We start from the raw sequence: 22,487 nt of genomic DNA on the forward strand, positions 1-22,487 counted from the left end.
ACTATGCCTTCTCGTTATTCTGACATTTATTATAAAACTTATTTAATGCATCAATAAAATTAGCTTTATCAAATTGTTGCAGTGCATTAATCCCTGCAGCCGCCTTTCTACCACCACCGGTTGCAAATTGACTACACACTTCATCAGCGCCAGCTTTATTCGTTAATGGTGCTCTTACACTCACTAAATAGGTACCATCTTGATTTTCGGTTAACACCCCGTGAGCTTTACTTGGGTTTTGGTTCGCGAGTTCATTACCGTAGACGCCGCTAATACGGCGGCACCATGCTTGACTGCCAAGTAGGTAAACGGTTGCTGTTGGTGTGTCGCTAAAAGGCTTTATGGCTAATGCCTTTGCCATATCGGATGCATATGCTTGTTTTAGCTTTTGATACGGTGAATTGTCGGTGCTTATGGCATCAAATGGGTTATCGAACGCTAATAACTGCAGGTAAAGTGCTTTTGGGTCAAAGTGTAAATCAGCTACTGATGCGCCATAGCCGTTATAATTAATTAAAATACCAAACTCTTGTAACAGTGCTGTTTGCTTAGGTGTTAACCCTTCATCTTTTGCTAACAGCTCTGCTGCGGCATTCATGTTGTCGCCAAATGCGGCAGTAATTGCCCATAAACGGTATTTTCCGTTTAAGTATTTATCGACCAGTAACGATGTACAGATATTTGGGTCTAAATCGATAGTAGCGCTTAAATTTAGGTTTGTTGGTATATCGCCTGCTCGGTGGTGGTCAAAGTATTGCACCTCGGCACCTGCATCTAAAGCCTGGGTTAGCCCTTGCTGATTTTTTTCCATTGATATATCTAATACGGTGACTTTGTCATCTTTACTAAACGTATGCTGATTCATTAGGCTGATATCGCGCTTTATGCCTGTGACTAATGTTGCCTCACGGGGCTCTGCTAAGCGAAGTTGCAGTAAAGCGATGATACCGTCTGCATCACCGTTAAAAATATCGTAATTCATTTTATTCTCTTGTACCTAGTGATGTATGGATAAGGCCAATTAATACTCTTTTATTCGTTATTGCTAGCCGGCTAGGTAATCATTTGCTCTTAGGTAATCAATGACCTGTACTGCACAGGCTTGCACTGATTTATCGGCTGTTTTTACCTGAATTTCAGGGTTTACGGGCAACTCATAGCTTGAGTCGATACCGGTAAAGTTTTTTATTTCACCTGCACGGGCTTTTTTATATAAGCCTTTCGGGTCGCGGGACTCACAAACTTCAAGCGGGGTATCGATAAAGACTTCAATAAATTCCCCATTGCCAAGTTGCGCCCTTACCATCTCTCTGTCTTTGATAAATGGCGAGATAAATGCAGTGGACACCAGTAAACCTGCATCCACGAACAACTTTGATACCTCACCGATACGGCGGATATTTTCTACTCTGTCGGTATCGGTAAAACTAAGGTCACCATTTAAGCCATGACGCACATTATCACCATCAAGAACGTAGGTTTTACAACCGATGTCATGCAGCATCTTATCAACGGCATTGGCAACGGTTGATTTACCTGAACCACTTAAGCCGGTAAACCACAATACTGCAGGTTTATGGCCATTAAGTTTGACTCGCTGTTGATGGCTGACGCTGGCTAAATGCCACACTACATCAGATGACTTGTCTTCTGATTGTATATTTTGATAAGGAGTATCAGACATAGGATTAGTTCCGTGGATCAAGATTAGACATTAGCATAAATTCGTTCCTCGCATTAGCAAGGATGACATATATAAAGCTAAGAGTTAAAAAGGGAAAAATATCGGTACTGCGGTTAATACTATTAGCGCATAAGCAATACTGACTGGAATACCCATTTTTACAAAGTGAGCTAACGAGTATTGCCCAGCATTAAAGACCATAAGGTTTGTTTGATAACCATAAGGGCTTATGAAGCTGCCACTGGCAGCAAAGGCTACGGTCATCACAAATGGCATTGGGTCTAGCCCAAGGCCAAGCGCTATACTATAAGCAACGGGGAACATTAATGCAGCAGCGGCATTATTCGTTACCAACTCAGTAAACAGCCATGTCACCAAATAGACAAACACTAAGGCTATGAATGCATCATTAGCTGAAATTGCGCTGCTGGCTAAAGCTTCAATCTGTTCAACTATGCCACTATTTGTCATTGCATATGATAGCAGTATCGCAGAAGCCACAATAAGCCAAATTGTCACGGGGAAGCGGCGTCTAATCTCTGATGCACTAAGAATCTTGGTAAATAGAAATACCCCGAGTAAAACTAATAACCCTTGTAGCATTGGGATTACATTTGTTGCGGCCAAACCAATTGTGCCAACAAAACCACCGACAGCAAGCCATGCACGCCAACCTTTGAGCATATTATCTGGTTCGACACCACTTAATACAATAAAGTTTTTGTTAATATTACTGCGGTTTTTGTAATCTTTACCCACCGCTAACACTAAAAAATCACCTGCTTTTATGGTAACGTCACCCAGTTTACCTGAAACCGACTCTCCATCACGTCGAATAGCCACAACAGCTGCATCAAATAAGGCTCTAAACCCAGCAGTCTTTAATGATTTACCCACTAAAACGCTTTCTGACCTTACGACAGCTTCGGTTAAGTTAGTTCCTAGTAAGCCATTTTTATCGGCAAAAGATTCTAAACCTGAAAACTGCGATAGTTGCATGACCTTATTAATATCACCACTGAAGATAAGTCTATCATTGAGCTGAATTACTTCTGATGGTGATACAGGGCTTATCAAGTATCCATCTCGGACTATTTCAACGAGAAACAAGGATTCAAGATGCCGTAAACCATTTTGCTCAACCGTTTTACCCATCAATTCAGAACCCACAACGACCTTCGCATCGAGAAAGTAACCTTTAAGTTTATCTTGCACTGGTTTGATTTCGGGTAACCAACGACATGCGATGAATAATACTGATCCACAACCCACCACTAAAAGTGCACCTATGGCAGTGAAAGAAAAGAACGCTAATGATTCACCATTTTTTTGTATATATAAGCTATTAACGATTAAATTGGTTGATGTACCAATTAACGTTAAAGTACCACCCAATATTGCGGTATACGACAGTGGTAATAAAAGCTTACTCGCTAAATGGTATGGATTATTTCTAATTGGAGAAAGTAAAGTTGCTACCACTGCGGTATTATTAAGCATTGCTGAACTGAGAGCTGTTACCCCAAAGAGCCTAAGCCATGTCGCATTATAACTTTTCACAATGACTTTTGACGCAATAATTCTTAATAATCGGGTTTTTTCTAATGCAAAAGAGCACACCATTAATAACAATAAGGTCAATAACCCTGGATTTGCTAGGCTTGATAATAATTGTTGTTCGTTAACCAAATTAAATAAAACTAAGGAAATGAGTGTTGCACCGAACACTTGAGCCGTTTTTGTTTGAAACTTAATTAGCCCAGCTAAAGTGAAAAAGAACACAAGTAACGTTAAATAGGTATTAGCACTCATACTAGATCCAGCTTTTATAATTTTAATCGTTCGCAAAGAGTGACAATCACAGTGTTATTTTGTGTTGTTACTCTTTGCGAATTTCTTCGCTTTATTGTGCTTGAATTACTTTATGACTTTGGCGCCCCAGTGTGGGTACTGTTTTCTGATAAGTGCATTATGCTCAATTTCAAAGTCTGAGTACTGACTTGCTTTAGTGGTAAGTCCATCATTACTTAGCGGTTCGGTTATCATACCTGCACCCACAGTGACATTGGTTAAACGGTCAATAATAATGAATGCACCGGTACCTCGGTTGACATCATAAGCATCAAACTGCAATGGTTCAGTCGTGCTGAAATTACAGCTGCCTATTTCGTTCAATGCTAATTGGTTCGCATCTTCAACGGCTAGCGTATTCACATTTACTTTATGATTAATTGCTTCTGCATGACCATAAACTGATTTGCTTCCCGCTTTAATCGCATATTCACGATCAACATGAAGTGGCTCTTCTGTCATCCAAACTACGTTAGCTTCAAAATGATTACTTGAATGCGGCATTTCATGAGGACGAACCAGCATGTCACCACGCCCAACATCTATTTCATCAGCTAATGTGATTGTAATTGCCATGCCTGCTGAGGCTTTTTCGAACTCACCGTCAAAAGTAACGATGCTTTTAACTTGACTCTCTTTACCAGATGGTAAGGTTTTTATTGTATCCCCAACACGTATTGAACCCGATGCGATGGTGCCACAGAAACCACGGAAATTAAGGTTTGGACGATTCACATATTGAATCTGCATTCTAAAGGCATCACTTTTATCACGACTTACTGATACCGTGTTTAAAAGCTTCATTAGGGTTGAACCTGGGTACCAGGTCATATTTTCACTTTCGTGAACCACGTTATCGCCGCGCAATGCTGAAATAGGCACAAAACGTACATCAGTAAAAGCTAAGTCGTCTGCAAACTCGCGATACTCTTTCTTGATGTTTTGATACACTTCTTGGTCGTAGTCAACTGCGTCCATTTTGTTAATAGCAATCACAACATGCTTAATGCCAAGTAACGAGCAGATAAAACTGTGACGACGGGTTTGTACTTGCACACCATGGCGAGCATCAATCAAAATAATCGCTAAATCACAGTTCGATGCGCCAGTTGCCATATTGCGGGTATATTGCTCATGGCCAGGGGTATCTGCAATAATAAATTTACGTTGCTCAGTGGCAAAATAACGGTAGGCAACATCAATGGTAATACCCTGCTCACGCTCAGATTGCAAGCCATCGACTAATAATGCTAAATCAAATGATTCATCGGTGGTATTAAAGCGCTTTGAGTCTTTTTTAATCGCCGCCAGCTGGTCTTCAAAAATCATTTTACTGTCAAAAAGTAGTCGACCAATTAATGTCGATTTACCATCATCAACGCTACCGCAGGTTAAAATGCGAAGCATATCTTTATTTTCATGTACTTTTAAATAGGCTTCAATATCAGAAGCAATTAAATTAGAACTGGTGGTCATATCTGTTCCCTTATCTATGAGCTTCGAGCATTTCAAGAACGCGCTCATAGTTAAATCTATATTATCCGCTCCATGCAGGAGGGCATTTTAGCCACTAAATGTTTATCAAATACCAAGGGCTTTATCTATTCCCGGCTAAAGCCGGTCCTACTTCTAAAATCGCTTCTCAATTTTAGAAGTAACCTTCCATTTTTTTCTTTTCCATTGATCCCGAAGAATCATTATCAATCACACGCCCTTGACGTTCGGATGTAGTACACAAAAGCATCTCTTGAATGATTTCAGGTAGCGTTGTAGCTGTCGATTCAACGGCACCTGTTAATGGATAACAGCCGAGCGTACGGAAACGTACCATTTTTTGTTCGACTACTTCACCTTCTTTAATTTCCATCCGCTCATCATCAACCATGATCAATGTACCATCACGTTCAACAACAGGTCTTGGCTTAGCCAGGTATAATTGTGGAATTTCAATGCTTTCAAGGTGAATATACTGCCAGATATCTAACTCTGTCCAGTTTGAAAGTGGGAATACACGAATGCTTTCGCCCTTATCAACTTTACCGTTGTAGATGCTCCAAAGCTCAGGGCGCTGGTTTTTTGGATCCCAACGGTGCTTATTATCTCGGAATGAATAAACACGCTCTTTTGCACGGGATTTTTCTTCGTCACGACGTGCTCCACCAAAGGCGGCATCAAAGCCATGCATATCGAGCGCTTGCTTTAAACCTTCTGTTTTCATGATATCGGTATGCTTAGCACTACCATGAACAAATGGGCTAATATTCATCTCAATACCACGGGGGTTTTTATGAACAATCAGATCGAAATCATGTTTTTTAGCCATTTGATCACGAAATGCAATCATTTCTTGAAACTTCCAGTTTGTGTCTACATGCATCAACGGAAATGGTATTTTCCCTGGATAAAAGGCTTTACGGGCTAAGTGAAGCAATACAGACGAATCTTTACCCACCGAATATAGCATCACTGGGTTATCAAATTCAGCTGCAACCTCACGCATAATTTGAATGGATTCAGCCTCCAATGCTTTAAGGTGGGTCATTTTTTCAGGAGTCTTTGTGGTCGTCATATTAGTTTTCACCCGGATAATTTAGATCAGATGTTAGATATATTGTCTCAGCATCAAAAATGATGCTGAGACACTTTTTATTCATTTTTAGACAGTTAGTGCTAACCGCACGTGATTTACTTTATTTTTTAAATTCTTTTATTTTTTTAAAGGTTCCAACAGGTCCTTAAATTTACTGCCCATCTACCTTATTTCTGGTCACTCTCGTAACTGTAGTTATAGTAACCATAGCCATATGATGCACTGGCCTTCTTCTCAACAGCATTAAGGATAAAGCCTTTGACTTCTACCCCTGCCATTTCGAAGCGATTGCGTGCGACTTCAATCTCTTTTACCGTATTTTGGCCAAATCGACCCACCATCAAGGTGGTACCAGCAATCGCTCCCACGATACTTGGATCCGTTACTGCCAGCACAGGCGGTGTATCGATGATAACCATATCGTACTCGCCTGAAGCCCAATTAAAGAAGTCAGCTAAACGTGGATGCATTAGCAGCTCTGATGGGTTTGGTGGCACCTGCCCGCGAGTAATAACATCTAGGTTTTCGACGCCTGATGCTTTAATCACGTCTTTGGTTTCCAGTTTGCCAGATAATAACTCTGATAAGCCATTATCCCATTCCAGGTTAAAATGGCGCTGAATGTAGCCTTTACGCATATCACCATCGATAAGCAGTACTTTTTGACCCGTTTTAGCCAATACAGCCGCAAAATTTGCTGACACAAAGGACTTACCAATACCAGGCGCAGAGCCAGATATCATCACCACATTATTTTTAGCCTCCATCATGGCAAAGTGCATGCTGGTTCTTAGGCCACGTAGTGCTTCGATGGACAGATCGGCTGGATTAAACTCGGCTAATAGTGATTCGCTAACCTCAAGCTTCTTTTTGTGTCTGTTTCTCTTATATTTTTCATCAATAACGCCCTGAGACTCTGACAGAGGAATACTGGCATAAACCGCTAGCCCTATTGCTTCAATCTCGTCGGGGTTTTCAACGCCTTTATGCAGCGCGGCACGAATCAAAACAATGGCTACAGCCAACATTCCGCCCAGTAGAGTTGCTAATATCACAATTAGCGGCTTTTTTGGTTTTACAGCATCTGAGTATGTTTGTGCTGTATCGATGATGCGCACATTACCAACAGTACCCGCTTTCAAAATGCTTAACTCTTGCACCTTATTGAGCAACTGAATATAAATTTGCTGATTCACTTCAACATCACGGGTCATACGCAGTATTTCACGCTGTGTTTTAGGTAGCTGCTGTATGCGACTATTAAGGCGTTCCTTTTCTGCCAGCAACACCTGGCGTTTATCTAATAATGACTTATACGCTGGGTGGTCTTTGGTAAAGCGCTGGCTAATTTCACTCTCTTTGAAGGTTAACTCATTTAGCTGTGCTTCAAGCTCTACCATGACCTTTAAGGTTGACTGCGCTTCTAAGCCCAGGTCGATTGAATCGTTGTCTTGACGGAAACGATTCAATATATCTTCAAATCTGGTCAAGTCTGCTTTTATTTTTGGCAGATGACTTTGCAAAAAATCTAAGCTTTTTTCAGCTTCTTCTGAATCGCGTGCTACGTTTTGTAAAAAGTAGTTTTGGCTAACATCATTAAGAATATCTTCGATTAGAGTCTTGTCTTGACCACTGAACGACAGTTGCAGTATGCCTGTTTGTTTGCCTCGTTCACTTACCGCTAGGTTCTCTTGTAACCATATAATTGAATCAAGCTTTGAACGTTTGGATACTGCAAATTCATCGCCATTGTTACCGACTAATTCCCGCACAAATAGACGATAGTCACCTTGCTTTGCCAGTTCACCGACGGTACCAGCAAGTACCTTACGGCCCTCTGCATTATAGAGTGAATATGTCCCTAGACTTTTATCATCAAGAGTTAGATTAAAATCAGTGGATGCATGATTTGGAGTTTCAAAACGGCTGATGTTAATCACATTCTGCTCATCACTCATCCTGCCTAAGCCTTTACCTATTACTGGCAGATACTTAGGTGTTGCAAGGGTGGTTAAATTTAGCTTTTCGACCGTTTGGCTTAATACCATGCGTGATTTAATAATTTCAACTTCAGTTGTAGCAGAAGAATCGCTTGAAAACATATCTCCCATGTCACCTACAAGCGCCGACATGCCGCTACTTTTTTCCTCCACTTGTATAAGAGCATCAGCCTTATAAATTGGCGTGGCTAATAATGCATAAGCAACGCCAATAACCATAAATACCAACGTTACCGCAATAATTAGCCAGCGTGAGTCGAGTAATATGCCAATTAGCTTACCAAAGTCGATGACATCTGTTGTGCTGTTTTGCGATGATAGCTGCGGTTTGATTGTTTGATAGGGGGGATTACTGCTCATAGCGTTTATAGAATCCAAATTATGACTTTAAAAGTGAGACGCTTAGTTATTTTTATATCGTTAGCTGACTTACTGCTTGCTGACTAAGTAGCAGATTTAGCTGTTTATTTCAGAGAACAATCTAGTGTGTTTGCTCGCTTGATTCACTTGGCTATTTTTTTCGCCCACGCTTTTGCAGAGTTTTCGATTAGCTGATAAGCATGTTCGAACGCCTCCCTGCTTTGACGATATGGATCGGGTATGTCTTTTTGGCCTATCCATTGACCAAAGAGCATGGTTTTACCTCGAGCTTCTGGCGCTATTTGCGTTATAACCTCTATGTGGCCTTGCTCCATTGCTAGGATCAGATCGTAATCACGACACAACGCTCGCGTTAATTGCTGCGCTTTATGGCCATCTAACGAACAACCGTTCTCTGTCGCTATATGATTGGCCGCTTTATCTGCCGCTTTGCCACTTAAGCCACTCTTTTCGGTTGCTATGCCAGCGGAGTTAATGGCTTTTTCAGGTAAATACTGTTGTAGCAAATATTCACCGGTGGGGGATCTGCAAATATTACCAACGCAGACAACCAATATTTTATTAAACATACATAAAAACCTATATTATTTGCTGATCCCGATTACCAATTTCTAATTCTAAGCGCGCCTTCAGTTAAATCATTGAACCCTTTAATCGTAGGTAGAAGTTGCCCCATCACTCTGTTCCAGCGGGTAATTGGTGCGGCGGTGACATAGACAATGTCATAGGGCTGGATATCGAATTCGGTGCCAATGATCATCGCAGTGGGGTTTTCAACATTTAGCTGATAAACGTTTGCTATTACTTCATTATCTTTACTCGCCCGAATAACAAACACCCCGGTAGCGTCTGATGACAATTGATTCAAACCGCCAGCCGCAGTTAACGCCTCGGTTAAGCTCATGCCCGCTCTATCGATTTTTACTATTTTAGGTTCGTTGACTTCCCCCATAACAAATACTTTTTGCCCGTCATTGCGTGGTACATGCACTATATCGCCATCACGCAGTAACCTGTTCTGGGTTAAATCGCCCTTTTGCATTAAGCCGTAAAGTGAAACTCGCTCCTCTTTACCATCACGGGTCAACACCACATTGCGCCAGTCTGCATTTGTCGCTAATCCGCCAGCTTGATTAATTGCATCGAGCAGCGTTAAGGGCACATTACTAATGGGTTGCTTACCGGGCTTGCTGACTTCACCGGTTATATAGGCTTTTTGTGAGCGGAAGTTGGCGACATTGACGTCGACTTGGGGAGTTTCGATATATTGTGACAGACGAGTCGCCATCTCTTTGCGGATCTGGACAACGGTTTTACCCGCGACGTCAACGAGACCAATATAGGGGTAAAATATACTTCCATCTGCATGCACCCAATTACCTGATTCAGTTGCGCTACGATAAGAGCCTGCTGGTATTGTTAACTCAGGATGATCCCATATGGTGACGTTTAAAATATCAGCCGGCCCGACGAAATATTCGTAATTGGCCAACTCAGAATCTAAACTAGGATTGCTCTGACCGTTTATGGCAGCAGGTGCCAGCTCTCTTACCAATTTTGGCGTTAATGCATAGACATCGATATTTGATACAGACTCATCTAAGTCAGTTTGGTTGATAACTGCAGATTCAACACTAAGGTGTTGACCAGGCACTACACAACCGGCAAGGAAAAGAGTACAAAATGTAAGTGCTGCAATTTTCATATTTGGTTTGTTCATTTTTGTTTTTATTTCATTAATATTGATGAATTATCACGGGGTAAAATGTTGTACCTATTACGTGGCGACACCGTAAGCTAAAAATAAATTTGCTAGACCACTGACTATAAACCTGCATCACCATTGCGGCAGAACATAGAAATTTCATGAGGTTTAACGAGCTGTATCTGTTGAAAGCGTATCAAGGAAGGTATAGAAGACGACTTGCTTATTGAATGTCGACAGCGGCTGTAAACCCCGTAATAACGAGCACTGACGCCTAGAATCAGCCATTTTTGACACGCTACCGCCCACGGATTGTGGCTTCCAAATTGCCGTATCATCTATTGCTAAGCACTGTTCCATCCTGCTTATATATGTTGCGCGGCTGTGATTATACATACTTACTCAACAAAAAATGACAATAAAATGGTGTTTTTTTAAAAATGAGCCACAAGGCTTGAAAGGAGAGATAATATGTTGGTAACACGGTTAAAAATACGCCATTAGTTAACCTATCTAAAGTGCCCATTTTGATGTCAAATTAGTACTGCCAACTATCTGTTAGACGTCAACGATGCTGACACTGGGGGGGGGGGAGTCGCTGCTGTTCAGGTTAGGCGAGTAATAGATTTATTAAACTGAGATATGTTGGCAGCTTCTACAGAGTGGTTATTTTTAGCAACACCGAATACAACCTGCATTTAGCGACCTTCCTACTTAACTTCAGCGCGTTAAAACTATCCCTAGGTGTTGTGCCTTAATGAAACCGCGAACCGATCAAAAAACTACCGACCAGATAGCACTATTAAAACCTTCGACTAGACTTAAGCATCGACAAATAGCGGTTTGACAACATCAAACCCCATAAGTACGGATTAAAACAGGATTTATCACTAGCAGGGACGCAGTCCGCCAAACATAAGACTGATAGCATTATTTCAGCAGATTGGTATATCGATTATGGTATCAAGGATAAATTATGTATGTTTACCTGCTAGTTATTGCTATTTTTATGCTCGGATGTGGTGGTCAAGAAGGTGATGACCCTTCACCAACGCAAGCCATACCACAAATTAGCATAGCGCCTATGGCTGATTATTACAGTGCTACTACCACTGAGATCATATTATCGGCGACTGCCGTTATCGAGTCAGGAGAAATAACGGAGGTATTATGGCAACAAACAGATGGCCTTAATGCTGACATCCGTTCACCGAATGCACTTAATACTGCTGTTTATTTGTCTCTACCAACAAGTAGCTCACAAGCCTATACATTTGAACTTACCGTGACAGGTAGTGAAGGCACCACAGCCAGTAAAAGCATCAGCTTTAGTCACTATTTGGTGATGGATAAATTTCAAGCCGCACGATTATTACACCAAGGCACCATGGGACCCACCCTAAACGAAATTACCCAAGCTACAGGCTTAACTGGGCAACAATGGCTACAAGACCAAATCGAGTTACCCATCACTCACCACTTACCATTACTGCAAAACTATCCAGAAAAAGATTCTCCGACACGCACTAGCCGCCTAGATACATGGTGGAAGGCAAGCCTAAATGCCCCAGACCAATTACGTCAACGCGTGGCCTTCGCATTAAGCCAAATATTTGTCGTTTCTGACGAAAGCTTCACCCAGCCCGCTGGGCAAGCCCATTATTATGACCTATTACTAAACCATAGCTTTGGTAATTATCGTGAACTGCTAGAAGCTGTCACATTATCACCCATCATGGGGCGGTACCTTAGCCATTTAGGCAACCAAAAAGGCGACCCTAACAAAAATATTCGCCCAGATGAAAACTATGCCCGTGAAGTGATGCAACTTTTCTCCATTGGCCTCACTAAATTAAACTTAGACGGCAGTAACCGGCTAGATGAAAATGGCCAAACCATTCCCACCTTTAACCAAACTGAAGTTGAAGGGCTTGCCAAGGTATTTACCGGCTGGACCTATGCCAACAGAGCAAGTTGGACATCAGGTAGCGCTGACTACATAAACCCGATGCAAGCTTGGGCAAACTATCACAGCACGGCAGAGAAACATCTTCTTAATGGAGTAATATTACCTGCTGGTCAGAGTGCTGAATTAGACCTACAACAAGCACTAGATAACCTAGCTAATCACCCCAATGTTGCTCCTTTCATCAGTAAGTTATTAATACAGCGTCTAGTAACATCAAATCCAACCCCTCAGTACATTGGGCGGATCAGCAGCGTATTTAATGATAATGGCCAAGGTGGATATGGCGACTTAGGGGCAGTAGTGACAGCCATCCTACTCGATGATGAAGCTAGACAGCATGGGGGAGTCATCCAGTACGTAGGTAAAGTCAGAGAGCCCATATTACGGACGGTGCAATTATGGCGGGAAACAAACGCGCAAAGTAACAGTGGTTGGTATTTTATTAACACTAAAATCAGCCACGGTCAGCAACCCCTTAGCTCACCATCTGTATTTAACTTTTATCAATCTGATTATATACCTACCAATTTGACGGTTCTCAAGCTTTACGCTCCAGAAATGCAGATCGCCACTTCGACCAATTTAATCAGTTATTTTAATTTTCAGCACCAAGCAACAACCTCGAATATAGCCAGCAATAATCAAATAACCAATGAATATGCAATGTTGGCCAATTTAGACTATCAAATAGATTTATATCAAATGCAGGGTCTAAACAGCTTACTTGATTACTACGACACGGTATTTCTAAGTGGCCAACTCACCCCCGAAATGGGTGAACAGTTCACCCTCATTTTTAACCATTTTAGTAATAAGCAGCTAGAGCAACGAATTGGTAATCTGTTATTTGCAGTTATCAACTCGCCCGCCTACGTTGTCCAACAATAGGACACAGCAGCAATGGATACTAGTCGGCGTCACTTTATCAACATGTGTTTTAAAGGCGGATTGTCACTATCTGCGCTCACGAGCTTTCAACTACAAGCAATTGATGGGTTGATTAACAGTTCCCAACAACTAGATGACTACAAAGCTTTAGTCTGCATTTATTTAAAAGGCGGTAATGACTCGTTGAATATGTTGCTGCCTATGCAAGCAGAACCTTTACAAAACTATTTAGCCAGCAGGCAAGATATGGCGATAACGGAAGTGACACCAATATCACCGCTCACTACAATAGAAGGTGGTATCGGCATACCAAATTCACTTAGCCCATTACACACTCTATTTGACCAACAACGCCTAGCATTTGTGGCTAATGTGGGCTCACTTATTACACCACTAACGTTAACACAATATAAAGCCAAGAATGCTGCGATACCAAAGCATCTCTTCTCCCATAATAGCCAGCAAGCTACCTCAATGTTGGGTGGGGAACAAAATAATACTCATCATGGCTGGGGAGCAAAACTGCTAGAAGGATTAAATAGTCACCACAACTTCGCTACTAATATATCTTTAGGTGGCCAAAATATTTGGCAAACTGGGGATGGAACAGCGCCACACTCATTAAGCCGTTCAGGGGCATTAAACATTAGAGCCTTTACTAAAGACGATCATGGAAATAGTTTTAGAGAACAATTAATCAATTTACTTTCTGAGCAACAACATCCATTAAAACAGGCACATCAGCAAGCATTGTGGAGCGCCATCGATAATAATGATGAACTATATTTGGCCTTAACTGCCAGTGAAGAAGGCGCAATTTTTAGCAATACGCTATTATCTAAAAAATTACAAATGGTCGCTAAAATGATTTCCGTTAACAGCAAACTAAATGTAAAGCGACAGCTATTTTTTGTAGATATGGGTGGATTTGACACGCACGATAATCAAGTAGAAAAGCAACCACAACTATTTTCAGAGTTAGCTAATGCAATGGTAGAGTTTGACAATGCGATGCAACAACAAGGCATGCAGGATAGTGTAACATCGTTTACACTATCTGATTTTGCTCGTTCGCTCAGCTCAAATGGGGATGGCACAGATCATGCTTGGGCAGGTAATCAAATGGTCATGGGTGGCGCTGTCAACGGTGGTGATATTTATGGCAAACTGGCGAGCTTTTCACTAAACAGTGAATTTGATGTTGGTGGTGGTCGATTTATTCCGCAAATTGCTAACGAACAGTATTTTGCCACGCTAGCAAAATGGTATGGTGCCAGCGACAGCATGATCCAAGACATATTTCCAACATTGAGCAACTTTGATAATCATTACTTAGGTTTTATATAAACACCTGATTGCAGCAAATGCATGTAGGTTGGGCTTTAGCCCATCAATCATTGCAATGGACCATACATATTGACGGCATAAATGCCGACCTACAAAAAATAATGCCGACCTACAAAAATCATCGTAAACACCAGCATAAGTATTACAACCGCTGTAGGTTGGGCTTTAGCCCATCAATCATTGCAATCGACCATACATATTGACGGCATAAATGCCGACCTACAAAAGATAACCGTAACCGACGGCATAAGCCTTACACCCTGTAGGTTGGGCTTTAGCCCATCGATCATCGCTAACCAGACGGCATAAATGCCGACCTACAAAAGATAATGCCGACCTACAAAAAAATCGTAAACACCGGCTTTATCATTTCGCATCTGTAGGTTGGGCTTTAGCCCATCAATCATCGCAATGGACCATGCTAACCGACGGCATAAATTCCGACCTACAAAAGTAGGTTGGGCTTTAGCCCATCAATCATCGCAATAGACCATACAAACCGACGGCATAAATGCCGACCTACAAAAGATAACCATATGTACCAACGACCTTGAAAAATATTGAGCACCTGTCACCCAGGAATGTAAAACTAGGCTAGGTGTTGTTCACCGGCCGGATACGTCGTAACTCAGCTATATACCACTCTACTGTTTTGCGTATACCAGATTCAAAAGTCTCTATGGGCTTCCAACCAAGCTCGCTTTGGACCTTACTTGAGTCAATAGCATAGCGAACATCATGGCCCGCTCTATCTTCGACATAAGAGATCAAGCTTTTAAATCCGATTTGACCTTGACTACATTTTAATGAGTTTGGATTGCCCTCTGCTAACTCCTCGAGCTGCTTACAGATCAAATTGACGACATCGATATTACGCTTCTCACAACTACCACCAATATTATATGTTTCGCCGACTCGCCCTTTACATAAAACCTTGTATAGTGCGGTTACGTGATCCTCGACGTAAAGCCAATCACGAACTTGTAGGCCATTGCCGTATATGGGTATAGGCTTTCCGGCTAAAGCATTGCTGATGGTTTGTGGAATGAGCTTTTCACTATGCTGAAAGGGGCCGTAGTTGTTAGAACTGTTGGTGATTAAAATAGGCAAAGCATAAGTACGGTGCCAGGCTCGGACTAAATGATCCGCAGCAGCCTTAGTTGCCGAATATGGCGAGCTAGGGTTATAGGAAGAGTCTTCGGTGAAGACCCCTTCGTTACCTAAGTCCCCATATACTTCATCGGTAGAGATATGATGGAATCGAAAATCGGCTCGCTTGTCCTCACTCAACGTACTGTAATAGGCTCTAGCAGCTTCAAGCAGATTAAATGTACCTACTATATTGGTTTGAATAAACTGGTCAGAGCCAGTAATGGAACGATCAACATGGCTCTCTGCTGCAAGGTGCATAATGGCATCGGGTTTAAAGCGCTCAAGAGCGTCCTTTATGAGCTCGCTATTGCAGATACTCCCCTGAATGAAGTGATATCGTGAAGAATCACTAATTGCGGCCAATGCATTTAGGTTACTTGCGTAAGTAAGGCAATCGATATTGACCACTGTACAATCAGTTTCAGCGATTAAATATCGAATTAATGCAGAACCAATAAAACCCGCCCCACCTGTTACTAAAATAACTCTTGTCATGTTACTACCTAAGGTGAAAATAAGCACAGAGGACTATGCCGGATCTGCTGAACATGAAACAACTAGGTATATGCTGCGTAAGCACACCTTTCAAATAATTCAAAGCTTACTTTAGTTAATACTTAACGCTATAAAGCAAAAAACAACTCAGCGAGTTGTTTTTTTAAAGTTTTTAACCATCACTAGAGTAATTTTCTAACGAGCTCTTTGAAATCATTACCCAGTTTCTCATGCCTAAGACCGTATTCAACAAAGGCAGACATATAACCCAGCTTATCGCCACAATCATGTGACTTACCCGTCATATTAAAGGCTTCGACAGTATCGGATTCGATTAGCATATCGATGGCATCGGTAAGTTGAATTTCCTCCCCTGCACCCGCTGGTGTTTTCGCCAACAGTTCCCATATTTTTTCTGACAACACGTAACGACCTACAACGGCTAAGTTAGATGGTGCTTCATCTACTGCAGGTTTTTCCACCATCGCATGGATTTGCGCCGCTTCGCCTGGTGCGATTGTTACGCCATTGCAATCAGCTATACCATATTTATTAACATCACTCTCTGGTACTGGCGCTACCATAATCTGACTGGTCAATGACGCTTTATAACGTCGAATCATCGCTGCCAAATTCTCTGTCTTTTGATTAGCAGTATATTCATCTAGAATAACGTCTGGTAACACTACTGCAAATGGATTATTACCGATACAAGGTTTGGCACATAACACAGCATGACCAAGGCCTTTTGCTTCTCCTTGACGCACATGCATTATGGTCACATCTTTAGGACAAATAGACTGCACTTCCTCAAGAAGTTGACGTTTAACGCGTTTCTCCAATGTCGATTCCAATTCATACGAAGTATCAAAGTGGTTTTCGATTGCATTTTTACTCGCATGGGTAACAAGTACGATCTGTTTAACGCCCGCTGCGATGCACTCATTTACGATGTATTGAATAAGCGGTTTGTCAACGAGCGGTAACATCTCTTTAGGGATGGCTTTTGTAGCTGGAAGCATGCGAGTGCCAAGACCAGCAACGGGAATTACAACTTTCATTTCATACCTTTATTTAGCAGCATAATAATTCTTGTACCGACTACTTCATGGCCAGCGGCACATAGACGTTCGCTTACTTTAGAACCAATAAAACCTGCTGCACCCGTTACTAAACACTTCATAATAATCTCTTTTTTTAAAGAAGGTCCTAGGATCTAGAATCTTCTTCGCTTTACGTAGGTTGGCCTTTAGCCCATCAACACAACAGAAAAGATAGACGGCATAAATGCCGACCTACTGTTTATAAGGACGCTTTAACCGTAAGCAAAGCGCTACGTGAGTGAGCCGGAGAATGTTCTAAACAGTAAGGCCGTAGGCCGTTCCACTTGTCCTTTTTTGCTTGTTCCTAGAACCTTGTTAGCTTCTAAATCAATCAGAACCAAATAAGTCTCTGGTGTAAACTTTTTCGGCAACATCTGCAAGTTCATCAACCATACGGTTTGAAACGATGACATCCGAAACTTGTTTAAATTCGTTAAGATCTCTTAGTACTTTTGAGTTAAAGAATTCAGCCTCTTCAAGGACGGGTTCAAATACAACAACCTCAATACCCTTAGCCTTAATACGTTTCATAATGCCTTGAATAGATGAAGCTCGAAAGTTGTCAGAACCAGCTTTCATGATTAAGCGATATACACCGACTACTTTCGGTTGTTTTTTGATAATCGAATCCGCTATAAAGTCTTTACGGGTAGAATTAGCATCAACAATGGCGCTAATAAGAGTATTGGGTACATCAGCATAATTAGCACGTAGTTGCTTGGTATCTTTTGGTAAGCAATAGCCACCATAACCGAAAGATGGGTTGTTGTAGTGTGAGCCAATCCGAGGATCTAAACCAACACCTTCAATAATTTGGCGAGAATCTAAACCATGAGATTCAGCATAGCTATCTAATTCATTAAAGTAAGCAACTCGCATAGCAAGATAGGTGTTAGAAAACAACTTAACAGCTTCGGCTTCTGTTGAATCAGTATAAAGTATCTCAATGTCTTGTTTAACTGCAGCACCGGCTAATAGATTTGCAAATACCTCGGCCCTTTCAGAGCGCTCACCTATAATGATCCGTGACGGGTGCAGATTGTCGTACAACGCACGTCCTTCGCGTAAAAATTCTGGTGAGAAAATAATATTATTAGTTTCGAATTTTTGTCTTACCGTTTCGGTATAACCTACTGGCACAGTAGACTTAATAATCATTATTGCGTTAGGGTTAATAGACAATACGTCTTGAATAACAGCTTCAACAGAAGATGTATTAAAATAATTAGACTCAGCATCATAGTCTGTAGGGGTAGCAATCACCACGTATTCAGCTTCTTGATAAGCTAACTGCTTATCTAGCGTAGCCGTTAAATTAAGTTTATGATTAGCTAAGTAATCTTCGATCTCCGTGTCTGCTATAGGTGAATGACCTTGATTAATCATCTCTACTTTTTCAGCAACTATATCAATAGCAACAACGGTGTTTTTTTGTGCTAACAATACAGCATTTGAAAGGCCCACATAGCCTGTGCCTGCTATAGCAATTTTCATTTTATACCTTACTTGTAAAAAATACAGTAACCCATCAGTTCGATATATTATATAGAAGACAATATGAATTTTATAAACATTCTGGATAGTTCAGGAAATAGCTTTAGATTTCACATAAAATCAAAACTTGATACATAATCAACCATAATGAAATTACGGTACAAAAACTTATGATTTAGTCCATACTAAAATCCAACCTAATATAGAAGTATCCAGTTAGAAATTAATTTAAGACTAAATAAAATGATAATTAAAAAGTACTTTTTTTAATTATTCGACTCGGTACGCCTCCGTAAACCCCTTTTATAACATTTTCGCCTTTAAGACAAGAATTAGCGGCGAGTAGAGAAGATGGAGCTAGACTAGCCCCAGCTACAACGGTACAATTGGCACCGATCCAAGAGCCATTGCCGACTAAAATTGGCGCTTTTAATGAATCCCCAAATCGATATGAGCCGTTCACACATGAGTGGTTCCCAGAAACTAGAACGGAGTTAAAACCGATCATTACTTCATCTTCAAGTACTACATTTGCAATTGCATTAATAACAACGTTTGGAGCCAAGTAAACATTGGAACCAAACTCCATATTACCTAGGTTGCGTAGAATCACAGATCCCGAAGCTTGAAAATTTTTCCCACAGTTTTTCATGCCAAAAGAATAGCAACAACCTCTAGCCCTCATAACTAAAGGTTGGTCCGGTAATATCAGAAATATGGTCCTTACAAACCATGTATATAAGAGCAAAAACTTATGATACATAAGCTCCCCTTGCAGAGTTAGCATTAATTATAGTTAAAAGCTGCTGCCCCCAATATTCCTGGCTAGACAACTTGCTCATCTCTTTAACCCCTTCGGATAATCCATTGAGCATTTCATTGTCTGCCGAAATATTTGCTAACAACGTGGACAACTGAGCTACATTACCAGGTTCAACTATAAAACCATTAACATTGTCTTGTACAAAGGCATTGATACCTCCTACATTCGAAATAATTACTGGTTTATGGTAAGACCATGATTCCATAATGACGCGTGGAAAACCCTCATAATTATTGTTAGATGGGATAACAACCAAATCGCAATCAGCATACAGTTGGTTGAGTTCAATATGGGGTAACTGACCTGTGAAATTTATAAGGTGTTCTAGTGTTTTACTTTTGACTAAATCTCTAGCTTGTTCTAAATCAGGTCCATCGCCAACAAATGTAGCTTTAACCATACTTTTTTGTTCAGAAATAGCCTGAATAAGATCAAACACACCTTTATCTTCAACAACTCTACCAACAAAAAGTAAATTTAGTTTTCCTTGTTTTTTAAGGGACTCAGCGGGTATCAACGAATCAACACTTGGTGGTTTAATCATCAAATCAACAAACTGATAGGTCTTTAGAGAATACTTGCGACTAAAAGACTCTAATATATCTCCTGTACAAAGATTAATAGTATTCTTATGAGCACAAATATTTTTAAGTTTAGACCTTAAGACCTTAGAAAAACAAAAAGCGAGGAACTTATTAAAGCCTTTATATTTACTATCTTTCCAAGTATTTGAAGCATCAGCACACATATGATGTAACACTTTTTGATTTAACTTTAATGCTGTTAAACCGAAAACAATACTCCCTATTGATGGAGTTCTAATCCAAAAGTACTCTCCATCGTGTTGCCGAATAATTTGCTCTGACAAATCGACATACTGACTGTAAAACTTTCTATCTAATAAGCACTTTACTACGAAGTCCTTTGTAGATTGGTATCGCGGAAACGGGTAGAAATGATCTTTAAGAACAGTTGTACTTATACCAACTGGATTATCTCCTGAAGACTTTCTCGAAGAAGAAGCAACATACACATTTTCGGTGCCAATACTGCATTGTAAAAAGGCCGCTGAAGTCGGCTTTGCATGGTACTCATTATTAAACTCTTCGAATGTTTCACCTACAAATGCTACTATTTTCATTATTCGCTCAAAAAATCAGATTTAAAGAAAAAAGTTTAGAACAACTAAACATCAAAAAAATCAAGAATACAGAAAGATAAAAACGACTATTATTAGTACAATAAGTAATAAAGAAACTATATATCACAAAAGGTTCAATTAACATATATACCAAGCTATAACGACCAGAAATTACGGATGATTGATTAAACGCTAGACTAAAAATAATCATTAACAAACCCAAGTAAACAAATTCTGAATACCTAGACTTTAATCTTCTTGTTGAAACTGAGACGAGTAAAAAGGATAAAGAACATATTAAGTACAACATCGCGGACATTGAACGTCCTTCTTGATACTTTGTTCCAACATAATATCCATAACCTAAGCTAGATAGTATATAGCCAACAAGGAAACTAATACTCACAAATAACAAAGCACTAATAAGTACCCAGTAAAAATTACGTCTTAGAAAAACGCTGTGCTGATGACGCAGTAATATTTTCAGATAAAAAGCCAAGAAAACAAAAACCAAAACACCATTATGGAATAGAATTCCTATAGGTGCGAGTAGATAATAAATATTTTTACGAAAAAAACATTTAAAAATGACTAACGAAAATAGAACTGCGACCCCAAACCTTACTTGCGTTCCTAATAAACCTTGAGATAAATACAACAAATTTGGAATGGCCAGAACAAATAAATATCGATTATTATAAAGAATCACGACCATTAAAATTTCAATACTTAACAAGAAGAACCAAAACATCTCAAAATCAACTTTATAGTATTGAAAAGCAGACTCAATTAAGGAATAGGCATATTCAAACTGCTTCCAATTTAAATCATAGTTTTGCTTGTAATTTAAGTAGTCAAGATTAAATATTCTTTCAAAGTTCAAAAAATAAAACAGTATTGGTAAAACAAACAATAAAACAAATGTAAATAGGACATGTTCCTTCGTTACTTTAGGATATCTTTGCATTTTGTTTCATTTTTATTAAAATTGCAGTAATACGTTTAGGGAAAAAACCCTTTATTATCTTAGTAATAACACTTCGGCTGAATTCACTTAAAAACCTGTTTTTTATGGAAAATCTTACTGCTTTGTAAAAATGTCCATGAGAAACCATTGATCTTAAAATAACAAGTTTTTTAAATCCCAAACAAGCACTAGGCGTTAACATAGATTGATAATTAATTAGCCACGTTGTAGAAAAATTATAATCATTTAACTTAGGTATTTGAACAAATTCGTAAGTATCTTCATCTACAAACACAAATTTGGCTCCAATGCTTTCAAGAGCGAGGCAAAATTGATAATCTTGATGTCTTTTCAAGTCATCAAACTTAACTTTTTGGGCTAATATCCTACTCAGAAAAATACCGCTTGTTTGTATAAGTTGTTTATGTACAAACAGATAATCACCTACCGATTCATCTTCCTTTATAGCCCTTTTGGGGTGGGAATACGCAAGATCCTGTTCAATGATCTTGCATCGAGAATATACAACTAGATCATTAAGACTATTAGCGTTTGATTTTATTGCAGCTAATTGCTTACTTAGCTTATCTCTATACCAAATATCATCATAATCCAAAAAGGCTATATACTTTCCTACAGCAGCCTCTATACCAGTGTTCCGTGCGATTCCACCATTAGAATTTTCAATATGACGTATAATCCTCAATCTTGTATCTTTGATAGACTCCAACTCCCTTTTAGCAGAGATAGGGGAAGCGTCATCAATAACCAAAATCTCTATGGATTGAATCGTTTGAGAAAGAGCACTTCGTACAGACTTTATTAGGAGTCCAGGTACAGCGCTATAGAAAGGTATAACAACAGAAATATCCGTCATGAATCCCCTTAAATACGGCC

The 22,487-nt window shown here is 40.1% G+C and carries 17 protein-coding genes and 1 pseudogene; 2 read left to right on the forward strand and 16 right to left on the reverse strand.

The features are described from left to right. Nucleotide 1: 1 nt before the first annotated feature. The 8 genes from L2755_RS08055 to L2755_RS08090 form a co-directional block, all read right to left on the reverse strand. The gene (locus L2755_RS08055) at nucleotides 2–982 is read right to left on the reverse strand and encodes a DHH family phosphoesterase (RefSeq protein ID WP_248980167.1); all 981 of its coding nucleotides are present in this window, start codon (nucleotides 980–982) and stop codon (nucleotides 2–4) included. Nucleotides 983–1,045: 63 nt separating this feature from the next. Continuing rightward, on the reverse strand, nucleotides 1,046–1,684 hold the full coding sequence (cysC, locus tag L2755_RS08060) for an adenylyl-sulfate kinase (protein ID WP_248980168.1): 639 nt from the start codon (nucleotides 1,682–1,684) through the stop codon (nucleotides 1,046–1,048). 84 nt (nucleotides 1,685–1,768) lie between these two features. Further along, nucleotides 1,769–3,496: an SLC13 family permease gene (locus tag L2755_RS08065; protein ID WP_248980169.1), complete on the reverse strand. Its 1,728-nt coding sequence runs from the start codon at nucleotides 3,494–3,496 to the stop codon at nucleotides 1,769–1,771. Nucleotides 3,497–3,601: 105 nt separating this feature from the next. Then, a complete protein-coding gene (cysN, locus tag L2755_RS08070; RefSeq protein WP_248980170.1) occupies nucleotides 3,602–5,011 on the reverse strand; it encodes a sulfate adenylyltransferase subunit CysN in 1,410 nt (469 codons plus the stop codon). 172 nt (nucleotides 5,012–5,183) lie between these two features. Continuing rightward, a complete protein-coding gene (gene cysD / locus L2755_RS08075) occupies nucleotides 5,184–6,104 on the reverse strand; it encodes a sulfate adenylyltransferase subunit CysD (RefSeq protein ID WP_283102756.1) in 921 nt (306 codons plus the stop codon). Between the two features lie 188 nt (nucleotides 6,105–6,292). Continuing rightward, nucleotides 6,293–8,485 (reverse strand): polysaccharide biosynthesis tyrosine autokinase, encoded by a 2,193-nt coding sequence (locus tag L2755_RS08080; protein ID WP_248980171.1) that lies wholly within the window; start codon nucleotides 8,483–8,485, stop codon nucleotides 6,293–6,295. Nucleotides 8,486–8,628: 143 nt separating this feature from the next. Then, complete coding sequence (locus tag L2755_RS08085) at nucleotides 8,629–9,075, reverse strand: arsenate reductase/protein-tyrosine-phosphatase family protein (protein ID WP_248980172.1); 447 nt, start codon at nucleotides 9,073–9,075, stop codon at nucleotides 8,629–8,631. A 32-nt stretch (nucleotides 9,076–9,107) separates the two neighbouring features. Further along, nucleotides 9,108–10,226 carry a polysaccharide export protein gene (locus L2755_RS08090; RefSeq protein WP_248980173.1) on the reverse strand — a complete coding sequence of 373 codons (1,119 nt, stop codon included), beginning with the start codon at nucleotides 10,224–10,226 and terminating at the stop codon, nucleotides 9,108–9,110. 961 nt (nucleotides 10,227–11,187) lie between these two features. Between L2755_RS08090 and L2755_RS08095 the strand changes: the two genes are divergently transcribed. After that, a complete protein-coding gene (locus L2755_RS08095) occupies nucleotides 11,188–13,068 on the forward strand; it encodes a DUF1800 domain-containing protein (RefSeq protein WP_248980174.1) in 1,881 nt (626 codons plus the stop codon). Nucleotides 13,069–13,110: 42 nt separating this feature from the next. Continuing rightward, nucleotides 13,111–14,415 (forward strand): DUF1501 domain-containing protein, encoded by a 1,305-nt coding sequence (locus tag L2755_RS08100; protein WP_346348082.1) that lies wholly within the window; start codon nucleotides 13,111–13,113, stop codon nucleotides 14,413–14,415. Nucleotides 14,416–15,009: 594 nt separating this feature from the next. Here L2755_RS08100 and rfbB read toward each other — a convergent pair. The 8 genes and pseudogenes from rfbB to L2755_RS08135 form a co-directional block, all read right to left on the reverse strand. Continuing rightward, a complete protein-coding gene (gene rfbB / locus L2755_RS08105; RefSeq protein ID WP_248980176.1) occupies nucleotides 15,010–16,062 on the reverse strand; it encodes a dTDP-glucose 4,6-dehydratase in 1,053 nt (350 codons plus the stop codon). Nucleotides 16,063–16,244: 182 nt separating this feature from the next. Next, complete coding sequence (gene galU / locus L2755_RS08110; protein WP_248980177.1) at nucleotides 16,245–17,123, reverse strand: UTP--glucose-1-phosphate uridylyltransferase GalU; 879 nt, start codon at nucleotides 17,121–17,123, stop codon at nucleotides 16,245–16,247. A 35-nt stretch (nucleotides 17,124–17,158) separates the two neighbouring features. Then, nucleotides 17,159–17,245: pseudogene (locus L2755_RS08115) on the reverse strand (NAD-dependent epimerase/dehydratase family protein); the annotation flags it as partial. 247 nt (nucleotides 17,246–17,492) lie between these two features. After that, a complete protein-coding gene (locus tag L2755_RS08120; protein WP_248980178.1) occupies nucleotides 17,493–18,659 on the reverse strand; it encodes a nucleotide sugar dehydrogenase in 1,167 nt (388 codons plus the stop codon). A 250-nt stretch (nucleotides 18,660–18,909) separates the two neighbouring features. Further along, entirely contained in the window at nucleotides 18,910–19,422 is a 513-nt protein-coding gene (locus tag L2755_RS08125) for an acyltransferase (protein ID WP_248980179.1), read from the reverse strand. Next, nucleotides 19,412–20,623: a glycosyltransferase gene (locus L2755_RS08130; protein WP_248980180.1), complete on the reverse strand. Its 1,212-nt coding sequence runs from the start codon at nucleotides 20,621–20,623 to the stop codon at nucleotides 19,412–19,414. The genes L2755_RS08125 and L2755_RS08130 overlap by 11 nt, the downstream gene beginning before the upstream one ends. Before the next feature lie 7 nt (nucleotides 20,624–20,630). Continuing rightward, nucleotides 20,631–21,590: an EpsG family protein gene (locus L2755_RS22375; protein WP_428847781.1), complete on the reverse strand. Its 960-nt coding sequence runs from the start codon at nucleotides 21,588–21,590 to the stop codon at nucleotides 20,631–20,633. After that, on the reverse strand, nucleotides 21,574–22,467 hold the full coding sequence (locus tag L2755_RS08135) for a glycosyltransferase family 2 protein (protein WP_248980181.1): 894 nt from the start codon (nucleotides 22,465–22,467) through the stop codon (nucleotides 21,574–21,576). Before L2755_RS08135 ends, L2755_RS22375 begins: the two co-directional genes overlap by 17 nt. Nucleotides 22,468–22,487 lie beyond the last annotated feature (20 nt).

It is taken from the genome of Shewanella abyssi, from assembly GCF_023284025.1.
In the GTDB taxonomy this organism is placed as follows: domain Bacteria; phylum Pseudomonadota; class Gammaproteobacteria; order Enterobacterales; family Shewanellaceae; genus Shewanella; species Shewanella abyssi.